The 21,383-nt window shown below is 44.3% G+C and carries 18 protein-coding genes; 10 read left to right on the top strand and 8 right to left on the bottom strand.

Translation table 11 applies throughout. The features are described from left to right. Positions 1–56 precede the first annotated feature (56 nt). The 5 genes from EJO50_RS02695 (at position 57) to EJO50_RS02675 (ending at position 7,525) form a co-directional block, all read left to right on the top strand. Positions 57–1,541 (top strand): DUF3987 domain-containing protein, encoded by a 1,485-nt coding sequence (locus EJO50_RS02695; RefSeq protein ID WP_125971458.1) that lies wholly within the window; start codon positions 57–59, stop codon positions 1,539–1,541. A 258-nt stretch (positions 1,542–1,799) separates the two neighbouring features. Continuing rightward, complete coding sequence (locus EJO50_RS02690; RefSeq protein WP_125971457.1) at positions 1,800–2,930, top strand: YagK/YfjJ domain-containing protein; 1,131 nt, start codon at positions 1,800–1,802, stop codon at positions 2,928–2,930. Positions 2,931–3,111: 181 nt separating this feature from the next. Beyond that, positions 3,112–4,662 (top strand): sigma-54 interaction domain-containing protein, encoded by a 1,551-nt coding sequence (locus EJO50_RS02685; RefSeq protein WP_125971456.1) that lies wholly within the window; start codon positions 3,112–3,114, stop codon positions 4,660–4,662. A 104-nt stretch (positions 4,663–4,766) separates the two neighbouring features. Then, on the top strand, positions 4,767–6,329 hold the full coding sequence (locus tag EJO50_RS02680) for a type I restriction-modification system subunit M (RefSeq protein ID WP_125971455.1): 1,563 nt from the start codon (positions 4,767–4,769) through the stop codon (positions 6,327–6,329). Continuing rightward, positions 6,326–7,525: a restriction endonuclease subunit S gene (locus tag EJO50_RS02675; RefSeq protein WP_125971454.1), complete on the top strand. Its 1,200-nt coding sequence runs from the start codon at positions 6,326–6,328 to the stop codon at positions 7,523–7,525. Before EJO50_RS02680 ends, EJO50_RS02675 begins: the two co-directional genes overlap by 4 nt. 27 nt (positions 7,526–7,552) lie before the next feature. Here the strand turns inward: EJO50_RS02675 and EJO50_RS17340 are convergent, their stop codons facing one another. Continuing rightward, positions 7,553–7,909, bottom strand: a complete 357-nt coding sequence (locus EJO50_RS17340; protein ID WP_233702159.1) for a hypothetical protein — start codon at positions 7,907–7,909, stop codon at positions 7,553–7,555. 57 nt (positions 7,910–7,966) lie between these two features. On the opposite strand from EJO50_RS17340, the gene EJO50_RS02670 reads away from it, so the two are divergent. From EJO50_RS02670 to EJO50_RS02655, 5 genes are all read left to right on the top strand, one after another. Next, positions 7,967–11,098 carry a type I restriction endonuclease subunit R gene (locus EJO50_RS02670; RefSeq protein WP_233702158.1) on the top strand — a complete coding sequence of 1,044 codons (3,132 nt, stop codon included), beginning with the start codon at positions 7,967–7,969 and terminating at the stop codon, positions 11,096–11,098. A 140-nt stretch (positions 11,099–11,238) separates the two neighbouring features. Beyond that, positions 11,239–12,144 (top strand): hypothetical protein, encoded by a 906-nt coding sequence (locus EJO50_RS02665; RefSeq protein ID WP_125971452.1) that lies wholly within the window; start codon positions 11,239–11,241, stop codon positions 12,142–12,144. Positions 12,145–12,425: 281 nt separating this feature from the next. Continuing rightward, positions 12,426–12,596, top strand: a complete 171-nt coding sequence (locus EJO50_RS17100; protein WP_164521412.1) for a hypothetical protein — start codon at positions 12,426–12,428, stop codon at positions 12,594–12,596. 46 nt (positions 12,597–12,642) lie between these two features. Then, positions 12,643–12,987 carry a hypothetical protein gene (locus EJO50_RS02660; protein WP_125971451.1) on the top strand — a complete coding sequence of 115 codons (345 nt, stop codon included), beginning with the start codon at positions 12,643–12,645 and terminating at the stop codon, positions 12,985–12,987. Positions 12,988–13,342: 355 nt separating this feature from the next. Then, positions 13,343–14,430 (top strand): IS3 family transposase gene (locus tag EJO50_RS02655; protein ID WP_125971450.1). Its coding sequence is split into 2 segments (ribosomal slippage): positions 13,343–13,595 and positions 13,595–14,430, totalling 1,089 coding nucleotides; the frame shifts between segments, so codons are not numbered across the junction. 14 nt (positions 14,431–14,444) lie between these two features. On the opposite strand, the gene EJO50_RS02650 is transcribed toward EJO50_RS02655, so the two are convergent. The 7 genes from EJO50_RS02650 to EJO50_RS02620 form a co-directional block, all read right to left on the bottom strand. Next, the gene (locus tag EJO50_RS02650; protein ID WP_125971449.1) at positions 14,445–15,194 is read right to left on the bottom strand and encodes an IS5 family transposase; all 750 of its coding nucleotides are present in this window, start codon (positions 15,192–15,194) and stop codon (positions 14,445–14,447) included. 547 nt (positions 15,195–15,741) lie between these two features. Beyond that, entirely contained in the window at positions 15,742–16,632 is an 891-nt protein-coding gene (locus EJO50_RS02645) for a transglutaminase-like domain-containing protein (protein WP_125971448.1), read from the bottom strand. After that, positions 16,629–17,561: a rhodanese-like domain-containing protein gene (locus EJO50_RS02640; protein ID WP_164521411.1), complete on the bottom strand. Its 933-nt coding sequence runs from the start codon at positions 17,559–17,561 to the stop codon at positions 16,629–16,631. The genes EJO50_RS02645 and EJO50_RS02640 overlap by 4 nt, the downstream gene beginning before the upstream one ends. 8 nt (positions 17,562–17,569) lie before the next feature. Continuing rightward, the gene (locus EJO50_RS02635; protein ID WP_125971446.1) at positions 17,570–18,130 is read right to left on the bottom strand and encodes a type II secretion system protein; all 561 of its coding nucleotides are present in this window, start codon (positions 18,128–18,130) and stop codon (positions 17,570–17,572) included. Further along, positions 18,111–18,488, bottom strand: a complete 378-nt coding sequence (locus EJO50_RS02630; protein ID WP_125971445.1) for a type IV pilin protein — start codon at positions 18,486–18,488, stop codon at positions 18,111–18,113. Before EJO50_RS02630 ends, EJO50_RS02635 begins: the two co-directional genes overlap by 20 nt. A gap of 9 nt (positions 18,489–18,497) precedes the next feature. Continuing rightward, positions 18,498–18,992, bottom strand: a complete 495-nt coding sequence (locus EJO50_RS02625; RefSeq protein ID WP_125971444.1) for a type II secretion system protein — start codon at positions 18,990–18,992, stop codon at positions 18,498–18,500. Beyond that, positions 18,989–21,361 (bottom strand): secretin GspD/PilQ domain-containing protein, encoded by a 2,373-nt coding sequence (locus tag EJO50_RS02620; RefSeq protein WP_164521410.1) that lies wholly within the window; start codon positions 21,359–21,361, stop codon positions 18,989–18,991. Before EJO50_RS02620 ends, EJO50_RS02625 begins: the two co-directional genes overlap by 4 nt. Positions 21,362–21,383 lie beyond the last annotated feature (22 nt).

The following is a 21,383-nucleotide window of genomic DNA, read 5'->3' as shown; positions in this document are numbered from 1 at the left end:
TAAATAACAATTCAAAAATATCAGTTAATACTTTAATAAAGTGAGAGGCAAATTAAATGATTGAATCTACTATGAAAAATAGATTTTATACAGAAGAAGATGCACGAAGGGCTAGAGAGAAGCAAGAAAAAAAACGGCAAGAATATGCGGATAAAAATACACTATGTGAATATCCAGTTGAATACTGGCCGGACTTTGGTAGGAAGTTACTTAATGAAGTAGCCTTTAATTTAGGAGTTCCGACTAGTGCTGTTGCGCAGGGCATTCTTACATCCATAGCTGCAGCTCTTCAAGGAAATCTTCGAGTAACAGGTTATGGTGAGAATGATATTAATGTTGTTATAGCAATGCTTAATGCTCAAATGACCGGTACTGGCAAGACTAGAGTATTACTAAAATGTCTTGAGCCGATAAAAAAGTTCGAAAATATGCTTAAAGACAATGCTGAGAAGGAAAAGAATGAATTGTACATTGAGAAAGAGTTGTGGAAGTGTAAGAAAAAGATAATCTCTAAAGAAATGGATAGGAAAAATGATGAGGCCACAAAAAAAGAACTTCTAAGTGAGATGAAGTTTTTATTGGAAAATAAACCAAAAGAAGGGGCGGATATTCAAATCATATACCACTCATGCAATCTTGCTGCATTAATTGGCGGTATGATTAAATATGGTAGATCGGCTATTGTTGCCAATGATGAGGCATTTAATGTTTTGAAATATAAAATTTTACCAAGCTGTGATTTAGCCAATACCATGATAGATGGTGGGGACTACTGTTCTATTGGGGTAACGAAAGGTCGAGAGGTGTTGAAATCATTTAGGCTAAATTTTAACCTATCGATTCAAAACTCACTACTAGCTAGTCTTATTCGAACAAATGGCAAAGTCATGCGGGAAAGCGGTTTTAGCTCTAGATTACTTTTTTCATACTCTAACGTTAGTGGTTGCAATAAAAAAAACATAGGCAAGAAGTTGAGCCAGAAGTATTTTGAAGAGTTTGAATTTAGAATCATGCGTATTGCAGAAAAATTTCATTTAGATAGGGTAATACAAATTGGAATCACTGCTGACGCTATGAGAGTTTTAAGTCAGTTGAATACCAAGTGCCATGACTCTACTAGGTATGGTGGTGAATATGAGAAATGTACTGACTTTATTAATAGAGTTCCGCAACACACCATAAAAGTAGCAGCATTAATGATGATGCTGGAAAATCCGGATGCAGAAGAGATAAATTCCTCGGTTATGGAGTCGGCCGTGGAGGTAATAAGTTATCATGCTGATGCATATTCTTTAATTTTTGAATCTGAGATTAACTATAATAAAGTAGGTATTGAGCTTGAGTCTAGAGATTTACTTGAGGTAATTAAGAATAAGCAAGATTTTTTTGGTTTACGAAAAGTATGGTTAATGCAAAATGGTCCGAAGGCATTAAGGCCAAAAAATAGGCTTGACTTGGCGCTAGAGTACTTAGAAAACTCAGGGCTGGTTGAAATTCGTGAATATAAAAATATAACTCATGTACGTGCAATTTTAATTTAAATAGATGTAGTGAATTATTGCTGTGTCAATCTATGATTAACTACGTACACTTTATTTTAATTTTCTCTTTAATTTTTACAATATTTAATCAACATTTTATCCTTAAAATGGTGTTTTTTTGTTGTAATGCATTTACGGTTCTATTTGTTATCTATTTCAATATATTTTAGATTAATAGCAAATGAGCTGTAAGTAATGAAGCGTAACTAGATGTGGCCTTATCCTTAAAATAAGGCCACATTTTATTTGGAGCTTAAAATGGGATTAAGCAATAAGTATTCTGAGCATTTTTATGCTATTGAATCTATTGATTGCAATGAAAATGGGAAATCAGTTATTGATATGAAGAAACTAGTTCATGACGAAAGTGAGCTGAGTGCAGCAAACGATGCCAATGAGCTAGATCAGCTTTGTCATATTGAGAGTCTATGCCAAAGAATATTATCATCGAATGAATTAGGGTTTGATATTAATACGAATAAAATGGGGCGCCTGCAGATACGCCCCAAGAGCTTAGGCCGTTTAATGGCACAGCTCTCATGCTTACCAAGTTTACCGCAGCTTCAGATACAGTTCCCTAATCAAGAAATTAGTCCTTTTGTTCGGTTACTGCTCAATATCATCGATGGCCAGGAATGGCGTCATGTACCACCATTCTGTGTTATGTCCGATGGTCATTGTGCTGGTGAACACTTTAATCGTGCATTATTAAAAATACGTAAAAAGGCAGATGATAAAGGGTTTAAAAAAGAGGCCAGTATTTGGTCGGGTATGTACTCAGAAAATTTCACTGGAACGATGAAGTATGTTGATTACTTATTCTCCCGCTATAGCCGTTTATTAGTTGTACGGCTAGATCTTAATTTTAAAGAGGATTACCACGCTAGGTATGACGCTGCTTTGTGCAAGCGACACTTAGACACTTTTTTAAACAACAGACGGAACAACAGTCTATTTGAGCATTGCGTTGGGTATGTCTGGCGTATCGAGTATGGAAAAATAATGGGATTTCATTGCCATTGCATATTGTTCTTTAACGGTAATAAGGTGCAGCAGGGTATTAATTATGCGGACATGGTTGGGCAGTATTGGAGTAAGAAAATTGTAGGTGGATATGGTTCGTATCACAACAGCAATAAAAATACTGATGTGCTCAAGCAGCTAGAGCGTTTAGCTGTTGGCATGATTCATTATTCGGACGTAGGGATGCGAAAGAATTTGATGCGTTATGTGGTGAGTTACCTGACAAAAATCGATGAGCTGATCAGACTGCAAATCCCAGAGAATATGCCAAAGTTCAGAACATTTGGACGTGGAGAAATTCCAAAGTATCGCGAGGTTAAAACATTAGGAAGGCCACGTGTAATTGAATGCGCAGATACAGTATGAATTTTGGCAGTCAGTGGATTTTAGATGAAGTGTGGGGATGGGGAGGGAGTATCTCAACTATCCTGACATAGGGGGTCTGCATCGCTCTTTAGTAATCCTTTCTTGGGTTGAGTTATGTGTAGGGGGGGCTTCAAAAGATAAATTTAATTATCCTTACACTGCCCTTAGGGTAAAATGAGCCATGCAGAAAAAATGGCTTATTTCTTGGATTGGCGAGACTGATCACAAAGCAGCAGAAGGTACATTGCGCGATGGCGTAGGCCCGGTTGCCAATGCGCTGATGGATAGCAGCGTCAAATACGATTGCATTCATCTACTCACTAATTATCCGCATGAGCGCAGCGTGCAGTTTTGCGATTGGTTAGAGCAAAAAACAGGCTATGTAGCGGTTAATCTACAAGACGTTCACTTAGCTGGCCCAACCCATTACGCTGATATTTACCTGCAAGTCAGCCAGTTTTTAACCGAATTAAAACTTCCTAAAGACAATATCGAGCTCACTTTTCACCTCAGCCCAGGCACACCAGCGATGGCGGTGATTTGGATTATGCTGGCCAAAACGCGCTTTCCTGCGTCTTTGATTCAATCATTGCAAAGTAAGCTGGATGATGGCACGGTCACTTTTGGTATCGAAAAAGTCGATTTTCCCTTTGATCTGGCCAGTGATTTTCTGCCTGAATTTTTACAGCGCAGCGATCAGCGAATCGAGCGACTGGCGGCTGCGCCGCTCAGCCATGCCCCTGAATTTGCCAAAATCATCCATTGCAGTGCCATGATGCAAGAGCAAATTGATCTCTCTCGCCGTGTTGCCATACATAATGTGCCCATTTTAATTTTGGGCGAAACCGGTACGGGTAAAGAGCTGTTTGCGACCGCAATTCATGAAGCCAGCCGCCGCAAAGCGCAGGCTTTTATTGCCGTGAATTGTGGTGCCATTCCTAAAGAATTGGTTAATTCAGAATTATTTGGCCACAAAAAAGGCGCGTTTACGGGGGCAGATTCTGCACGTAAAGGCCATTTTCGTGAGGCGGATGGTGGCACGCTATTTTTAGACGAAATCGGTGATTTACCCCTTGATGCCCAAGTGCGTTTATTACGCGCTTTGCAAGAAGGCCAAATCACGCCTGTTGGCGAAACGAATCCAATCAAAGTGGATGTGCGCATCATCGCCGCCACGCATCGGGATTTGATGGCGGAGGTGGCCGCCGGGCGCTTCCGTGAAGACCTGTTTCATCGCTTGGCAGTAGGCATTATCCATTTACCACCGCTGCGCGATCGTTCTGAAGATATAGAACTATTGATTGAGCACAGCCTTGCCCGAATTAACAACGACAGCCGCGATTTGCCTGAGTGGCAAAATAAAATAATTTCTGTTGGCGCAAAAAATATTCTGCTAAGCCATTCATGGCCGGGCAATGTGCGCGAGCTTTACCACACCCTATTGCGCGCGGCGATCTGGTCACGGCAAGCAGAAATAACGGCTGCCGATATCAGCCGCAACCTGCTGCAAATGCCTGCGAGCACAAATCAGATTCTTGATCAGCCGCTACACAAAGGCTTTGATCTGCAAGCACTTTTAGACCAAGTCGAGCGCCATTACCTGCAGCGGGCCATCAAAAAGTCTGCCGGTAAAAAGAAACAAGCCGCTGAATACTTAAACATTAGCAACTACCAAACACTCAGCAATCGTATGGAAAAACTAGGCATTTCCAGCGGCGAGCAAGCTGAATAAAGCTGCTGGCATGCTTTTCGCTACTATGCAGCCATCGCAACAAAATACATACGCTGAGCATCTCACCGCTCCAGCATCACGCAATACGTAGTAAAGGAAAATAGATGTTAACCGGCAAAATTCGTAATCAAGTAGACCAAGTATGGGAAATGTTCTGGACTGGCGGTGTCGCCAATCCGATCTCGGTGATTGAGCAAATCTCTTACCTGCTGTTTATTCGTCGACTGGATGAATTGCAACGCACCGCTGAACTCAAGGCCAAAACCATCGGTGAGCCGCTGATTAACCCCACTTTTGCTGCCGATGAGCAAGAACTGCGCTGGTCTTACTTTAAAGACAAAGACCCCGATGCCATGCTCGACATCGTGCAGAACAAAGTTTTCCCCAAAATTAAAACGCTGCAAAGCCAAGGCAGCTTTGCCGAGCACATGAAAGATGCGATCTTTATGATCCCATCGGCCAAATTGCTCGACCAAGTGGTGCAATTGCTCAATGGCATCGACATGAGCGATAAAGACACCAAGGGTGATTTATACGAATACCTGTTGAGCAAATTGCAGCAATCGGGTGTTAACGGTCAGTTCCGTACGCCGCGCAATATCATCAGCATGATGGTCGAGCTGATGCAGCCTAAAATTAACGACACCATTTGCGATCCGGCATCGGGTACCTGCGGCTTTTTGATGGCCTCGGTCGATTATGTGAATCAACATCACGCCAAAGAGCTGAGCCAAGCCAAAAACCGCCAGCATTTTAATAGCACCATGTTTAGCGGTTTTGATTTCGATCGCCACATGCTGCGCATTGGCGCGATGAATATGCTGTTGCACGGCATTGAAAACCCGACCGTGCATTATCGCGATAGCTTGCAAGATCATGGTAGTGACAATATCAGCGAAGCCTACAGCCTGATTTTGGCGAATCCACCCTTTAAGGGTTCGGTCGATTTTGACATCGTCGCCGATGATTTGCTTCGCGCCTTGGGGAAAAATCCTAAGGCTGCGAAAACCAAAAAATCTGATACCGACGATGAAGGCGGCAAAGTTAAAGGCCCTACCGAAAAATCAGAATTGCTGTTTCTCGCGCTGATTTTACGCATGCTCAAAGCCGGTGGCCGCACCGCCGTGATTGTGCCGGACGGCGTACTGTTTGGCTCCACTAAATCGCATCTGGCGATTCGTAAACAAATCATCGACAAGCAAAAACTCGAAGCGGTGATCTCGCTGCCATCGGGGGTGTTCAAACCCTACGCGGGTGTCAGTACCGCGATTTTGATTTTCACCAAAACCAATTCGGGTGGCACCGATTGGGTGTGGTTCTACGATATGTTGGCCGATGGTTATTCACTCGATGATAAACGCACGCCGTTGTTTAAAGAGGGCGAAACGCCAACGCACGAGCAAAGCAATATTGCCGACATCATTCGCCGCTTTGCTTACCTGAGTGAGTCGCCGAATCCTGAGCTGCTGCGCAAACGAACCGAGCAAAGCTTTATGGTGCCGCTGAGCGATATCGTTGCGCAAAACTACGACCTGAGTCTGAACCGCTACAAAGAAACGGTGTACGCGGAAGTGCAATATGACGCGCCAAAAGTGATCTTGCAGCGCATTAAAGTCCTACAGGAAAAAATGGCGGAAGGGATTGCTGAGTTGGAGGACTTGCTGTGAGTTGGCCGAAAGTAAAGCTGTCTTCGATTGCGCAAGTCGTCACAGGTTCGACACCAAGTAAAGAAGATGATTCATATTTTGGTGGCGATATTCCTTTTGTAACTCCTGGTGAGCTAGACAATGGTTTTGTTTTAAATGCAAAGCAAACGCTGACTCAGAAAGGGGCTAACGTTTCACGACTCCTTCCTAAAAATTCTGTGATGGTGTGCTGCATTGGATCTCTTGGGAAAGTAGGAATTTCAGGAGTTCCTGTTGTTACAAATCAACAAATAAATAGCCTCATTCTTGATGAGAATAAAGCTGATCCAATGTATGTCTATTTTTTCTGCCAGACCTTAAAGCAAACTTTGGTAGATATGGCACCAAAAACAACTGTGTCGATAGTTAATAAATCAAGATTTTCTGATTTGGAAATTCCTCTCCCTCCGCTTGAAACCCAAAAGCAAATCGCGGCGGTGTTGGAGAAGGCGGATCAATTGCGTAAAGACTGCCAGCAAATGGAGCAAGAACTCAACAAGCTCGCGCAGGCAGTATTTATCGATATGTTTGGTGATCCAGCAACCAATCCGATGGGGTGGCCTATAAAAGAAATCGGAGATACCTTTGAATTACTAACAGATTACCATGCTAATGGAAGTTACGAAGTTCTACAGCGTAATGTTGAACTTCTAAATGAAAGTAATTTTGCATTGATGGTTAGAACTACTGACCTAGAGAAGAACAATTTTGTAGATAATGTCAAATATATTTCAGAGCATGCATATAACTTTCTTGAGAAAACAAAAGTTTATGGTGGTGAGCTTTTGGTAAATAAAATTGGTAGCGCGGGGAAAATATACCTTATGCCTAAGTTGGATAGGCCTGTTTCTTTAGCGATGAACCAATTTATGATTAGATTCAAAAAAAATGAGGCTATTTCTGTTTTTATATATCATCTATTAAGCACAGAGTTTGGTGCCGAAGAAATTAAAAAGCGCGTAAATGGAGCGGTAACAAAAACGATTAGGAAAGACGCTTTACGTGAAATAGCTCTACCAATTCCCCCTGTTGATAATCAACTAAAGTTTTGCCAGTTTATTGATGTATTAAATGTGCTTAAAAATAATCAAAGAACTATTTCGCATGAAATTAATGAGCAGTTCGATGCATTGTTGAAAAATGCCTTCAACGGCGAACTCAATCTCAAAGCGGCCTAAGGCCAAAAGGCAATGATGACAGCGGTTTCAACCACCTCTAATTTCTCTTTTTTGGCTTGCTGGGATGCCTGCGCCGAATTGCAACAGCGCGCACAAAAGGCAGAAGCACATATCCAGAGCGACCCACGAGTCAGTGCATTTTATGCTCGGGCTTGTGTTGAGTTGATGGTTGAAACCGCGTTTGATATCGATAAATGGCTTAGCCGCCCCAAGCACGATGTGACCTTGATGGGGCTGATCCATGAGAAAACCTTTAAAGACAGCTTGCCACATCAATTGCTGGGCAAGCTCAAACTGATTATCAAGATTGGCAATGAAGCGGTACACGGCAAAAGCGCGCCCGAAGCTCGCGATGCGCTGCAGTCGGTGAAAGAGCTGCACCATGTACTGTATTGGTTTGCCCGCTCGTACACGCCCGATCTGGATCGCACAACGTTTAACGTGGCGGCATTTGATGAGGGCTTAATCCCGCATCGTCTGTTGGTCGATGTCGCCGATGCATTGAGCACGGCCAAGAAAATTCAAGCGCTAGAAAAGCAGTTGCTTGAAGGTGACCAAGCCAAACGCGCAGAGCAGCTCAAGCTATTTAAAGAAAACAGTGATTTAAAAGCCGAAAATCTGGCACTGATCGAGAAAATTGCCCAGGCAAAAATCGACTCAAGCAAAGCCACCGATCACCATGAATATCATGAAGCGGCAACGCGGCATTATCTGATTGATACGCTGCTGCATGAAGCGGGATGGAATTTGAACCTGTTGGAAGCGCAAGATCGCGCCGCAGGCCTGAGTGACCGCTGGCGTGAATTTCTGGTGAGCAGCATGCCAATATCGACCACCAATCCGCAAGGCAATGGTTTTGTCGATTATGTGCTGTGGGGCGACGATGGTAAGCCGCTGGCGGTGATTGAGGCTAAGCGCACCAGCCGCCGCGCTGAAGACGGGAAAACCCAAGCCAAACTGTATGCCGACTGCTTAGAGAGAGAGCTGGGTATTCGCCCAGTGATCTTTTATACCAATGGCTACGAGACGATACTCTGGGATGATCTGCAATATGCGCCGCGTATTGTGCAAGGGTTTTACACCAAAGACGAATTGGCTTTGATGATTAAGCGCCGCAGCGAGCGCAAAGCGTTTTTCGACGAGGAAGGCGTCGCCGCAAAAATTGATGCCGACATTACCGACCGCCATTATCAAAAAGCGGGCATTACGCATATTTTGCAGCATTTTGAGCAGGACTGCGGCCGCAAGGCGCTGCTGGTGATGGCCACGGGAACGGGTAAAACGCGGACGATTATCAGTTTGGTGGATTTGCTGAGTAAACATGATTGGATCAAAAACGTGCTGTTTTTGGCCGACCGCAATGCGCTGCTGTCGCAGGCGAAAAAGAATTTTGTCAAACTACTGCCACGTATTAGTTGCTCGATATTATCGTCAGGGATGCGCAAAGGCAGTAGCGATAGCCGCCTGTATTTTGCAACCTATCCCACAATGAAAAACTTGCTCGACCGAGCTGCGGCGGAGCGCCCGTTTGGTGTGGGGCATTTTGATCTGGTGATTATCGACGAGGCGCATCGCTCGGTGTATCAAAAATACCGGCAAATTTTTGAGTACTTTGATGGTCTCTTGGTCGGCCTGACTGCGACACCAAAAGATGAGCTCGAAAAGAATACCTACGATATTTTTGATCTTCCTAACGGTCTACCGACCTATGCCTACGAAGACACCAGCGCGTATGCAGAAAAGTATCTGGTACCGCCGACCAAGATATCCGTACTAACCAAATTTGTACGCCAAGGGATTAAGTACGCCGAGTTATCCGAGGCAGAAAAAGAAGAATGGGAAAGCAAAGAAGAGCTAGAAGACCGCGAAGAAGTGCTGCCGTCCGAATTGAACCAATTTTTGTTTAATGAAAATACCGCTGAGCTGATGTTTGCGCAGCTCTTGAGCCAAGACGAGCACGGCGGGATTCATGTGGAAGGTGGCGATGTAATCGGTAAGACGATTATTTTTGCGGCGAATAATGACCACGCTGAATTTTTACAGCATGTGTTCGATAAGAACTATCCCAAATGGAAAGGCAAACTGGCGCAGGTGATTACCTACAAAAATCCGTATGCGCAAAGTTTGATTGATGAGTTTTCGGTCGAGGGGAAACCTTTTGACGCGAAAAACCCTGACCTGCGGATTGCGATCTCGGTGGATATGCTCGACACCGGGATTGATGTGCCTGAAGTCGTCAATCTGGTGTTTTTGAAAGTGGTTCAATCCAAAGTTAAATTCACGCAAATGATTGGTCGCGGTACGCGTTTGTGTCCTGATTTGTTTGGCCCTAACGATCATAAGACCACGTTCAAAATATTCGACTATTGCCAGAATTTTGAATTTTTTGATGCGTTCCCGCAGGGCGCACCAGTCAGTGTTGCTAAACCACTTGGCCGACAAGTGTTTGAAAAGCGCGTGAAGTTGAGCACGCTCATCAATGCCGCGCTAAAAGCCCAGCCCAACCCAGCCTTGGCGGCGTTGAATGACTATCAACTTGATTTATTGCACCATCAAGTGCAAGGCATGAATCTGGATAATTTCATTGTTCGCCCGCAGCGTCAGCACATTGAGCCATTTTTGCAGCGCGATTATTGGAACCAGATCGACGATAGTAAATACACCGCACTAGAAACAGCCGTCTCGCCCATGCCAACAGAAGCGGTGGCGATGAATTCAGACGAAGACAGCAATGAGCTGGGTAACCGATTTGATAATCTGGTGTTGACCATGCAATTGGCTTTGCTGGAAAAAGGCCAAGTACCCGAAACCGCACGGAGTAGAGTCGTTGAGTTTGCGCAGCAATTAGAGGCAAAAACCAGTATTCCTGCCGTGCTTGCCCATCTGCAATTGATTCAAGATGTACAAACGATTGAGTTTTGGCAGCACATCGATTTACCTACACTCGAAAATGTACGGCGTAAATTCCGCAATCTGATGTTTGCTTTAGACAAAGCTGAGCGCGAAGTGGTGTACACCGATTTTGAGGATGAAATCGTCGGGATAAAGGATGTAACTAAGCCGATCGCGACCCCAAGCTTGGATTTGGCGCAGTACCGCAAAAGAACTGAGCTCTACATTAAAGAACATCAAGATCAACTGACGATCCAAAAGTTAAAGCGCAATAAACCGATCACCCAAAGCGATTTGGACACCTTGGAAGAGTTGCTCTTGAACGCCAGCGGCTTGGCCGACAAACAGCTGTACCGTGAAAAAGTCTTGGAATCAAAACCCCTGGGCAAGTTAATCCGCGAGCTAGTTGGCCTAGATATGAGCGCCGCCAAAGAGGCCTTTAGTGATTTCCTTGATGAAGGCGTTTACAACGGCCAGCAAATCGAATTCGTGAATCAAATCATTAATTATTTGATGAGCAACGGCACTTTAGAGATGCGCCAAATTTTCGACCCGCCTTTTACCGATCTGCATGATGAAAGCGTGTATGGCTTCTTCGATGAGGGCAAGGTGGTGGAGCTGCTGAGTCGTATTAAAAAGATTAATGCCAATGTGGCGATCATGGAAGAGATGGTGGCTTAGCTGGATATTGTTATGCAGGCTGATAAATATTTTAGTGACGGCAATCGATCACAGAGAATTAGATTGGTGCATAACATTTAGATATGCATCACGCCGTAAGTCATTGAAGTTAATTATTTGATAAATAAAAAGGTATTGAAATGAAAGAAACCTTATATCAAAGTGCTGAGGGTCTTTTTTTTAAAAGTGACGCAGCACCAGATGACAATGAGCTCGCTCGCATTGTGTCAGGTGAGTCTTTTGAGAAATGGCGTTTGCGCTTGTTTGGAAATAATGGGGTAACAGTTCATTTTTTGCAGTGCTCTTTTGTTGCTCCTGCATGGTCAAGGTCTGATAAGCATATTTCAAAATGGGCGCGGGAGCTAACTGATTCAATTGATGTTCTCGAATTTGTTAGAAATAACTATTTTGATGAAATTAACAAATTATTGCTTGAGAAATACAAACTTGTTAACGAGTTCAGCTCGGGAAAATTAGTTTTCCCTATTTGGACTGCGCATTATTATGGACCTTCAATTGGAATTGATTTTTTTAATGGCAAGTTCTGTCAATGGTTTCAACCTCTCTTAAGTAGTGCGCTTAAGGAGAAGGAGAGAATCGAGCTTGAATTTCGGATGTTAACTGGGCTTGATCTTGAAAATTACGCGACACTAAATGTGACTGATTTAGTTGATAGCATCAACGGCATTTTGTGTTTGATGGATGAGCTTGCTGATGACGACAGTGTGGAAAGTCGCAGGTTGTTAGAACAGGAATTTAATAATGCGTTCGAAGATGAGGAACTTGCTTTTAAACTAGGCCTCGCTTATGTAATTGATGCCGATGAAATCGAGCAGATCATTTATGGGGAGGTTTTTATTCCAAACCTAGAGGGGACATTCTCGAGTGAGATGATTGATGTGCTGGCAGGTCACCCCGTTTTTGGTAGGGAGTTTGAGCTGGTTAAGGCATGGTCTGCGGTTGTGAATTATATCGCTAGTTTTGGCCTCAACATTGATTCGCTAGAGGATCTGAATACCTTGTTCGAACAAGGCCTTAATCCGTAATGCTTTTGTAGGGTGTCAATAAGCGAAAGCGCATTGCACCGATTCGCGATGAATGGCACAAGGCGCATCGCTTTTAATGCCCAAGCCTCTTTAATGCTGCTACTTGCTTAGACTAAAGCTTTATCAGCCCTTGTAGGATGTGGTGGAGCGAAGCGATACCCATCGACGCAGAGGCAAGATGGGTATCGCCAAAAACCGGCTCCACCCATCCTACGAAACCCATTCGTAAGCCATTTATATTAAATGCTCCACGGCAATACCCTTTAATCATAAGGATGGCTATGCTCCGCCCCGACCTACCTGCCGATTACGCCCCTTGGCTGACTGAGCTAAAGTCCCGCATTCAAGCGGCGCAGCAATGCGCCCGCAACATTGCCAGTCCAATCAAAACCGCCCTGATTGTCGTACGCAACTGGAAGCTGATTCGCGAAACGTCAAGTGGCAGCAAGTGAAGTACCGCTGATTATCAATCATCTAAATTTGATGATGCTTTAATCCATGTCATACCCAATCCCCGAGCTACTCGCCCTGCCCGAAATGTCTGGCTCCTCCGGCCAAAAGCTTTTTAGCGTTCGAGTCAAGATTAACGGCCAATTTGGGGGCGCAGTGCCCGATCGTGAACTGCCACTGGCGGTGATTCTCAATTTACTCAGCCAGACCGATGGTTACAATTCAGTATCACTGCAGAGTTTGATGAGTTTTGACAACTTTACGTTTGAAATCAGAAAATATGAATTCGACCCAATCAAACAGCGCCTCATTATCCACGCCCGTGATGTGCCTGAAGCGAGGAAAAACGAAGTGCTAGAACGTAAGGGTATTGGCCAACTAGTAAGTCGTTGATATTAAATGCTCTTCGGAGCAATCCCCTTCAACCATAAGAATTGCTCGGCCCCGCCCCGACCTAACTCCCGATTACGCCCCATGGCTGGCTGAGCTAAAGTCCAGCATTCAAGCGGCGCAGCAACGCGCCCGCATCATTGCCAGCCAAGCCCAAACCGCCGTGGTGATTGTGCGCAACGGGCAGCTTCACCGCGAATTCCCTAGTACGCCAAGATAATGATCTTCAACTTATCTGTGATGCAATTGTTGGGATGATGTACGGCGTAATGCTTTTTCTGGGCGTCAAAAGGTAATCCCCCACAAAACCAGCTCATTTTTAAGTAGAATTTTCTCGCAGTCTTTGAGGAGCTTCTACATGAAAGCAGTACGTTATTCCGACAGCCAGATTATGGCGATTTTAAAGCAAGCCGAAGCTGGTTCGACCGTTCCTGAGCTGTGCCGTGAGCACGGCATGAGTTCCGCCTCGTTTTATAAATGGCGCGCTAAGTTTGGCGGCATGGACGTCTCGATGATGACGCGAATGAAAGAGCTGGAGGACGAAAACAAGCGCCTTAAAAAGATGTATATCGAAGCCCAGATGCAAGCGGATATCATCAAAGAGGCCATGTCAAAAAAGTGGTGAAGCCATCTCAGCGTCGAGAGATGGCTCGCTGGGCCGTTAAAACCAAGGCCGTGTCTATTCGTGTGGCTTGCGCCAGTTTTGTAATCAGCACGACCTGCTATCGTTATGTGGCCAAGCTGGATGCAGAAAATGCCCAAATCGCTGATTCATTGGTCCAGCTCACGGAAACTCATCGCAACTGGGGCTTTGGCCTTTGTTTTCTACATCTGCGCAACGTCAAGAAAAAGCGCTGGAACCATAAACGTGTTTACCGGATTTACTGTAATTTGGAGTTAAATCTGCGGATTAAGCCTAAAAAGCGCTTAGAACGCGAAATGCCAGAGCCATTAGCAGTACCAGAGGTAAAAAATGAAACGTGGTCGATGGATTTTATGCACGATCAATTGGCCGATGGCCGCAGCATTCGCTTATTCAATGTGATTGATGATTTTAATCGGGAAGGATTGGGCATTGAAGTCGACTTCTCTTTGCCAGCAGAGCGCGTAATACGCAGCCTGAATCAAATTATTGAATGGCGCGGTAAGCCCAAACGAATCAGGTCCGATAATGGCCCTGAATATATTAGCCATCTGCTAAAGAATTGGGCAGAGCAACAATCGATTGAATTGGCTTATATTCAGCCTGGCAATCCGCAGCAAAATGCATATATTGAGCGTTATAATCGTACCGTACGTTATGAATGGCTGGCATGTGATGACTTTGAAAGCCTTGCCGAAGTGCAAGAAACTGCAACGCAATGGCTTTGGACTTACAATAACGAGCGCCCGCATATGGGATTGGGCGGCATCACCCCGAAACAAAAACTGGCATTACATGCCTAGGGTCTGTTGACGTTTCACATCGGTAGCCATAAAAATGCGCACGCCATGGCTATGACACTTTCATAATTTCGCTTCAACTTGTCATATCGGAATGCCACTGCGCGGTAATGCTTCAATCGCGCAAAAGCATTCTCGACCAAATGTCGATAGCAATACAGCCCACGATCTAGATCCACATTCCCTTTGATTGAATTACGTTTTCTGGGAATCACTGATCGCGCACCCTGCGCAGAAATCAGTCCTCGAAGGTACTCACTATCGTACCCCTTATCTGCGATGATCACTTCGGCTGAAGGCAGTTGGGCAATCAGCTCTGGGGCGGCAGTACAATCATTAATCTCGCCTCCGGTAATTTCGAAGGCAATCGGCAAACCATAAGCATCTACCGCCAAATGAATTTTGCTGGTGTTCCCTGCACGGCTTTTGCCAATCGCTTCAGATTGATCGCTGGCCGCCCCGGCGCTGTGTTGATGCGCCTTGGCATAGCTACCATCAATGAATACCCATTCAAAATCGGGGTCGATCAGTAAGGCTTTGAAAATATTGAGCCATTTCCCAGCTACAGACCAAGCATTAAAGCGTTTATAGACTGAATTCCATTCACCAAAGGCGCTGGGTAAATCCCGCCACGGGCAGCCAACGCGCATGCGGTAAAACATTCCTTCGACGGTAATTCGTAAATCAGGCTTGTTGTAAATGGTGTGTTGAAGCAGAATCTTTTCTAGCTTCGACCAAAGCTCGTTACTGAGCATTAATCGGGGCATCGCAAACCTGCAGGGGAAATGGTGTAGGAACCTGAATTCTGCGGGTTTGCATCCGTCATTGCATGACTTTAGCTTGAAACGTCAACAGACCCTAGTCTCTACTTTTAAGTGAGCTTAAAAATGGGGGGATTACCTAGCGATTTGAGCTCTAAAGCGCCATCGGGTGAGAGGCAGTCTATCTGATAGCAATAAGCCTGATTGATCCCCTTGCTGCCTGTTGCGCGCTGGGGCAAACAGATCACGAGGATTCATAATAAATCAACGACATATGACAATCGCAAATATTACATGAAGCTGCACCATAACTTTTTTCTAATTTACCCAATTTACTTGTATTTTACTAAGGAATTACCCACACACTACAAGTGTAATAATGTACCCACTTAAGCGTATTGGGTGAAAACTCAAAGAAATAAAAAAACAATTTAATATCAATAGTGGAATACGGAATTAAACCCGAATCTGTATTTGTGGAAAAAATAGATTTTGATAGAAATAGAATCTGTATTGCGAAGGATTAAATCGGATGCACAACTAAATGTGTAATTCAAAAACTGACCTGCAACTGGCCATCGATCCTATAGCGGTGAGCAGTACCCACATCATTAATGGGAACATGACTATAAATACGAAAAGCCACATACTTACCCGAAGCTGGGTAGATGCAGCGTTTTTGAGCATCAATAATAAACCAGCGATCATTTACAAAAACCTCTGCCCAATTATGATAGTCCTGTGGCTTGGGTGCCAAATCATGATCCGCCACATAACCCCCGATCACTTTTGCAGGAATTTTATTAACTCTTGCCAAAGCTGCAACAAGATATGCATGTTCAGTGCAATCACCTCGTCGATTTTCCAGGGCGTAACTTGCGCCAAAATCATCAGGTAAAAATCCGGCGTATTCAATATTGTCGGAAACCCAACTATAAATTGCCTCTATAGTCTGTCTGTGAGACTCACGTCGCAATTGCTTAGCGAGACTAATAATTAGCGGAGAGTCAGACTCGATAAAGCGCTCATTTTTAACCCAGTCTAAATCCTTCGACAGCGCTTTTGGGAGCTGTCCCTCATTGAATCTGACCACGATATCTAATGTAACTATTTTTTGAAAATAACCCGGCACCTCATCAAAGCTAAGCTCCAATATTCGGTGGCCGAAATAATCAGTTTTTAACCGATACGGCATCGACACTTCGATCTCATGAATACTTTGTCTTTCCGATTCCAGAGGCATGTAACACCAGAACTTTTGATTTACCAATCCATGAGCAAGAGTATTTTGGAGGCCTAATCTAAAGCGCAGTCTGCGCTTTAGATTCACATTCTCCCCCCTATCTGGCAAGGGAATTGCAAATAAAATATTTGGGAAAAAAACAGTACTCGCAATACCAAAGCATGTCCCAACAAAAAAACGTCTACCGTGCTGAACGCTCATAGCCCACAACCAAGAGTTTTTGGGCCACGGGCCTGGGCAGAAAAAACAGCCTTTTGTTGATCAACAAATGTACGATAATCAAGCTCCGTACCGGTATAGACCAGTAAAGAATAAGGCAATGCAGCCTGATGAAGATCACGAAGCTGCTCTTCAGAAATTGTTGAAGAAGTTACAAAAATCAACCCCATTAATGGTGTAGATTTTTGTTTTCCTCCCCTACTGCTGCTAACGATAGCCCGTACCATGCTAATGGCATTCACATTCAATACAATCGCACTGGGCAGCAGCGCACGCATTGAGATACGATCAGCATCCAACAAAATACGGTTTTCCACAAATTGGGCTCCCGCCCACAACTCTGCTGATGTGATTTTAACTGCATCAGAAAGTTTGACTGCATTTCCCCGTGTGGCGTATCCATGTTGCATCCAGCCGAGAATTCCACCTCGAACCATAAATACCTGGCGAAAACCAGCGTGTTTCAAACGTGAGCAGGCAAGATATATTTCCGACTCTAACCTTCCATCCCCCATAAGCACAATGATGTTATTTCGTAAATACAACTTGGTTAGAATATCAGACAATGTAAGGTTTGTAGAATTAGGAACATGCCACACACGGTAATCTGCTGCTGACCTCAGGTCGATTAAACTGCCTTTTGATTGTGCAAGTATTGGCACCAAGTCCTGTGCTGTTTTTGCGCAGCTCAAATCCAATTTCGTTGTTTCTTTAGAAAACTCACCATTTATTAATGAAGCAAAAGTATCATCCTGCCGACAAACACCACCTGCTGACGGAATAGCATTAAGAACATCCGGAAGCTCATAGCCCGACTTCAAAGTTTTTAGCTCTTGGGCCTGAGCAAGCGATCCGGCCAACAGCGCCAACACAAAACCTAACAATACCCCAAGCCCTGCAATGCGGCCCATTTGAGTGATCAAGGTATAGCCTCATTCAGGATAGGGGAAGAAAGATCTTGCTTGAAATCATCACCATCACTAGGCTTTAACAACAAATCCGACGGATAGGCAAATATCCAATCATTATATTTTTTTGCACCCTGCAAATATTCAAATCCGACCTCAAAATTTGCCTGCTTGATTGGGGTTTTCTCCGACAAAGAATAAACTGCGACAATTCGACCGGCAATGCGTTTAAATCCCCACTCTGCCTTTCCTGTTATCGGATCAACAAATATTTCTCGCAAATGGCGCTTAATTCCTGGGTAGCGCGGATCTTGCAATAAATCATCTAAACTAGCTGGATACTCTTTTTTTCCACCCGGATGTTGACTTTCATAATAACTTCCAATAGCTCTCTGAAATTGACGGCCTATTGCAAGCAATGATTTTTCTCGATCACGCTGTGAGATAGTTTGATCTACTTCAACCGCTAAAGTTAAAGCTACCCCCATAAAAGCCACTAATAGCAGAACCCACAGATAGGTAAACCCACTCTGGTATTTTAAAGATACTAATCTACAAGACATCGTAAGCATACCCTTCCTGACTCAGACCTGAGGCACCACTTTTAATATCTGAAATACCTGGTGTATCAGCATCGCGAGCAGGAATGAGTATCCAGGAGCTTGATGATTCCGTGATAGGGTCTATTGGAATAGTCTTAAGATAACGATACTCAACCAACTCACCTAAAGTTTGCGGATAATGCCCTTTATCTGAATAGAATCTATCAAGGCTCAATCGTAATACCTTTAAATTTTCTTGCAGAGCGACATCCTTAGATTTTTCAAGCGAACCAAAATAACGAGGCAGTGCAATTGTCAAAAGCAAGGCCACAATAGCCATGACAATAAGCATTTCAATTAAAGTAAACCCTTTGGGCAATGGCCGCATTCGCATTGTTTACCACTCTCTGTATGGCACGCCATTCAAACCAAGTTTGCCGGAACGCGAATACACATCGAAAACATCCTCTCCTTCTGCAGGTGCATCCGCAGGTGAGATGTAACTTCTCAGCCCCCAAGTCTCAGCGGGGTGAGACCGAGCTCGTTCTACCATCGGGTCTGCTGGTATACGGCGCAAAAAAAAGAGTTTTTGCCGATTTGGACTACGCTGATCCACAACCCCTTCGACTAGCTGATTCAAATTTTGCGGATAACCGGATTCTCCAACCTGTACAGCGATTCTTCCTTGGTCTGCTGCCCTTTTATAAGCATCAATGGCTTCGCGAATTTCGATCAAACCTGCACGCAGATCACGCTCTTTTTGTCGTTGTAATCCGATTTGTACCATCGGGACTGCAACGGTAACCAGTACAGCCATAATGGCCAGCGTTACCATCAACTCAACGAATGTAAAACCCTGTAGCCGCCCAAGCTCCCATGATTTTCGCATCATGGTACCACGCGAATTAATTGTTCAATTGGCAGTGAAATGGGCGAGGATAAAATGGGCTCCGGGCTGGCAGAAAGCAGCTGTATACGGGTCGAACTTCCAGCCCTGATTGCTTTAAAATTAACGCTTACTAAATTACCTGTACCGTTAATTCCAGTATCGTGGGCATTTGTCGTTTGCCTGACTAAAGCAGCAAACACCTTACCTTGAATAGGGTCAACGCGTTGACTAAAACTGCTCTGCCCATTATTTTGTTTGAAAAAATCACCTTCTTGAACACTGACAACTTGCAACACTTGCGGATCAAACCCCAGCATAACCGGAAGGCCACGCAATGCTTGTGCACTGTTAACACGAATCACTGCACTAAACTGCTCCCCCACACGAACCTGTCCAGGAGCCTGCCATGCCAGTATCACAGCACCGGTCGAGCCCACCGAATGAGGTATTGCTCCAGGATCCACGCCCGGTGTCAGCGAGGAGGCATTTCGTGGCATCGTATTGTTATCGTTACCCCTTGTTTCTATAGGAGGGGTGATAACCTTATTACTTAAAGCTCCATTACTTGAAGTGACAGATTGATTTTCACTTGCTTCTGGCTCTATTGTTCCCAGCCGCAAAGTCTGTGTGCCAATACTACTTTCAGTACCTGACTCGAATTCGGCCTCAAGCATATCAGGACGTTGAATGGAGCGGACAATTCGTGGGGTAATCGACAGCAAAATTTCACTACGCTGCGCATCGTCTTTTTGGCCACCAAACAAGCGGCCAGCAATAGGCAAATCACCAAGACCAGGTACCTTATTAGAGCTTGTTCGGTCTTCGTCGCTGATCAACCCAGCTAGAATCTGCGTTTCACCATCTTTGAGGCGCAACACTGTATTAGCTCCACGTGTGCCAATCTGGTAGGACAGCGTGCCTGATTTGCTTAATACCTCACGCACCAAATTAGACACTTCCAAATTAATCTTGATTGCCACCTCTTCATCCAAATAGATATTCGGTTCTACCTCCAGTTTTAGCCCTACATCAATGTAATTTACGGATTCAGACACAAATCCCGTTGATGTAGAAGTCGTCGTAATAATCGGAACACGATCACCAATCTGGATTTTGGCTTTCTCCTTATTACGTACACGTATCCTTGGATTGGCTAATATATTGCCATTTTGATTTTCCTTACGAGCATTGATCACGACACTGCCAATAGTTGCCTGCGTAGTTGCCTGCGTAATGTTTTTCAAATCATCTAAAAGTAATGGAACACCCCCAATCTGCAGCGGGGACAGTGTTAACTGACTTGGCCACTGAATTCCTAATTCAAGCAACCTTGAACGTTTGATCTCCATAATCTCAACTTCCAGCATCACTTCAGGATCACTTAAATCCTGCAAACTTACAATACGTTCAGCCATGCGAATGGCCTCAGGCGTATCACGTATAATAATGATGCCCAATCGTTCATCAATCACTATATCTTTGCTCTTAACAATAGTCTTAATCGAATTTGACACTGCCTTGACATCAGCATTGGTAAGATAAAAACTCCGTACCGCCAAGGTTTGATAGTCCTTGAGTTTTTGAGGTGTACTCGGATAAATCAGAATAGAATTCTCATTAAGAATTTTTTGTTCCAATTGGTTAGTCACGAGCAATAAGCGCATGGCATCCTCAATCGTCGTATTCTTTGCAAAAATAGTTGCCTTCAAATCTGGCCGAATATCCTTATCATAAAAAAAGTTCAGCCCAGAAACTTTAGCAATAACTTCAATTACTGATTTCAAGGGTGCATCACGAAATTCCAGCGAAATAGGCTTACGAAAAACAGAAGCCAATTTTGTTTCTGAACGAATTAACTTAGCACGTTGCTCCTCAATACGAGCCTTGAGGTGAAGTGCCGCTTTATGGCCTGGATTTTCAGAGAAAACCGGGCGAAGTTTCTCCAAAGCCTCAATCAGGTCGGGCAGGGTTCCCTTTTTAAGTAGGGACTCAGAATCAGTTAATACGAGTTGATGACGTCTTGCTTTCGATAAAGCATCCAACCCCTGACGAGCCATTACATTTTCTGAATCAAGTGACTGCACTTGCCTATACAACTTCTCTGCATCACTCAGGTGCCCTTCCCTGCGAGCCGACTCACCACTTACGATCAAACGGTTAATAACAGATGCCCGGCGGCTAGCCAGGGCGATGCGGTATTCAATGTTTTTAGGATCCAGTTTGACTGCTTCTTCAAGTTTAGCTAGGCCCTGTTCCGTTTTCCCTTCAGCCAGCAAAGCATTACCGTCTTTAAAAGCTTGTGTGCTGGCGCACCCTGATAACAGGATCAGCACAAAAACACTCAAAAACAAATATCTGAAGGCTGCATCCATTAAGTTTCGCTTAAACCACAAA

It is taken from the genome of Iodobacter ciconiae, assembly GCF_003952345.1.
Classification (GTDB): Bacteria; Pseudomonadota; Gammaproteobacteria; order Burkholderiales; family Chitinibacteraceae; genus Iodobacter; species Iodobacter ciconiae.
The sequence above is the reverse complement of the archived record's forward strand: the minus strand, read 5'-3'. Positions and strand labels throughout refer to the sequence as shown.

What these genes read in the sequence shown, in the direction of transcription:
- EJO50_RS02640 (WP_164521411.1), bottom strand. Translation starts at nt 17,561, where the DNA reads ATGGGCCGCATTGCAGGGCTTGGGGTATTGTTAGGTTTTGTGTTGGCG.
- EJO50_RS02635 (WP_125971446.1), bottom strand. Translation starts at nt 18,130, where the DNA reads ATGCTTACGATGTCTTGTAGATTAGTATCTTTAAAATACCAGAGTGGG.
- EJO50_RS02630 (WP_125971445.1), bottom strand. Translation starts at nt 18,488, where the DNA reads ATGCGGCCATTGCCCAAAGGGTTTACTTTAATTGAAATGCTTATTGTC.
- EJO50_RS02685 (WP_125971456.1), top strand. Translation starts at nt 3,112, where the DNA reads ATGCAGAAAAAATGGCTTATTTCTTGGATTGGCGAGACTGATCACAAA.
- EJO50_RS02690 (WP_125971457.1), top strand. Translation starts at nt 1,800, where the DNA reads ATGGGATTAAGCAATAAGTATTCTGAGCATTTTTATGCTATTGAATCT.
- EJO50_RS17340 (WP_233702159.1), bottom strand. Translation starts at nt 7,909, where the DNA reads ATGGTGCAGCTCTTTCACCGACTGCAGCGCATCGCGAGCTTCGGGCGC.
- EJO50_RS02680 (WP_125971455.1), top strand. Translation starts at nt 4,767, where the DNA reads ATGTTAACCGGCAAAATTCGTAATCAAGTAGACCAAGTATGGGAAATG.
- EJO50_RS17100 (WP_164521412.1), top strand. Translation starts at nt 12,426, where the DNA reads ATGCTCCGCCCCGACCTACCTGCCGATTACGCCCCTTGGCTGACTGAG.
- EJO50_RS02695 (WP_125971458.1), top strand. Translation starts at nt 57, where the DNA reads ATGATTGAATCTACTATGAAAAATAGATTTTATACAGAAGAAGATGCA.
- EJO50_RS02665 (WP_125971452.1), top strand. Translation starts at nt 11,239, where the DNA reads ATGAAAGAAACCTTATATCAAAGTGCTGAGGGTCTTTTTTTTAAAAGT.
- EJO50_RS02650 (WP_125971449.1), bottom strand. Translation starts at nt 15,194, where the DNA reads ATGCCCCGATTAATGCTCAGTAACGAGCTTTGGTCGAAGCTAGAAAAG.
- EJO50_RS02620 (WP_164521410.1), bottom strand. Translation starts at nt 21,361, where the DNA reads ATGGATGCAGCCTTCAGATATTTGTTTTTGAGTGTTTTTGTGCTGATC.
- EJO50_RS02660 (WP_125971451.1), top strand. Translation starts at nt 12,643, where the DNA reads ATGTCATACCCAATCCCCGAGCTACTCGCCCTGCCCGAAATGTCTGGC.
- EJO50_RS02625 (WP_125971444.1), bottom strand. Translation starts at nt 18,992, where the DNA reads ATGATGCGAAAATCATGGGAGCTTGGGCGGCTACAGGGTTTTACATTC.
- EJO50_RS02645 (WP_125971448.1), bottom strand. Translation starts at nt 16,632, where the DNA reads ATGAGCGTTCAGCACGGTAGACGTTTTTTTGTTGGGACATGCTTTGGT.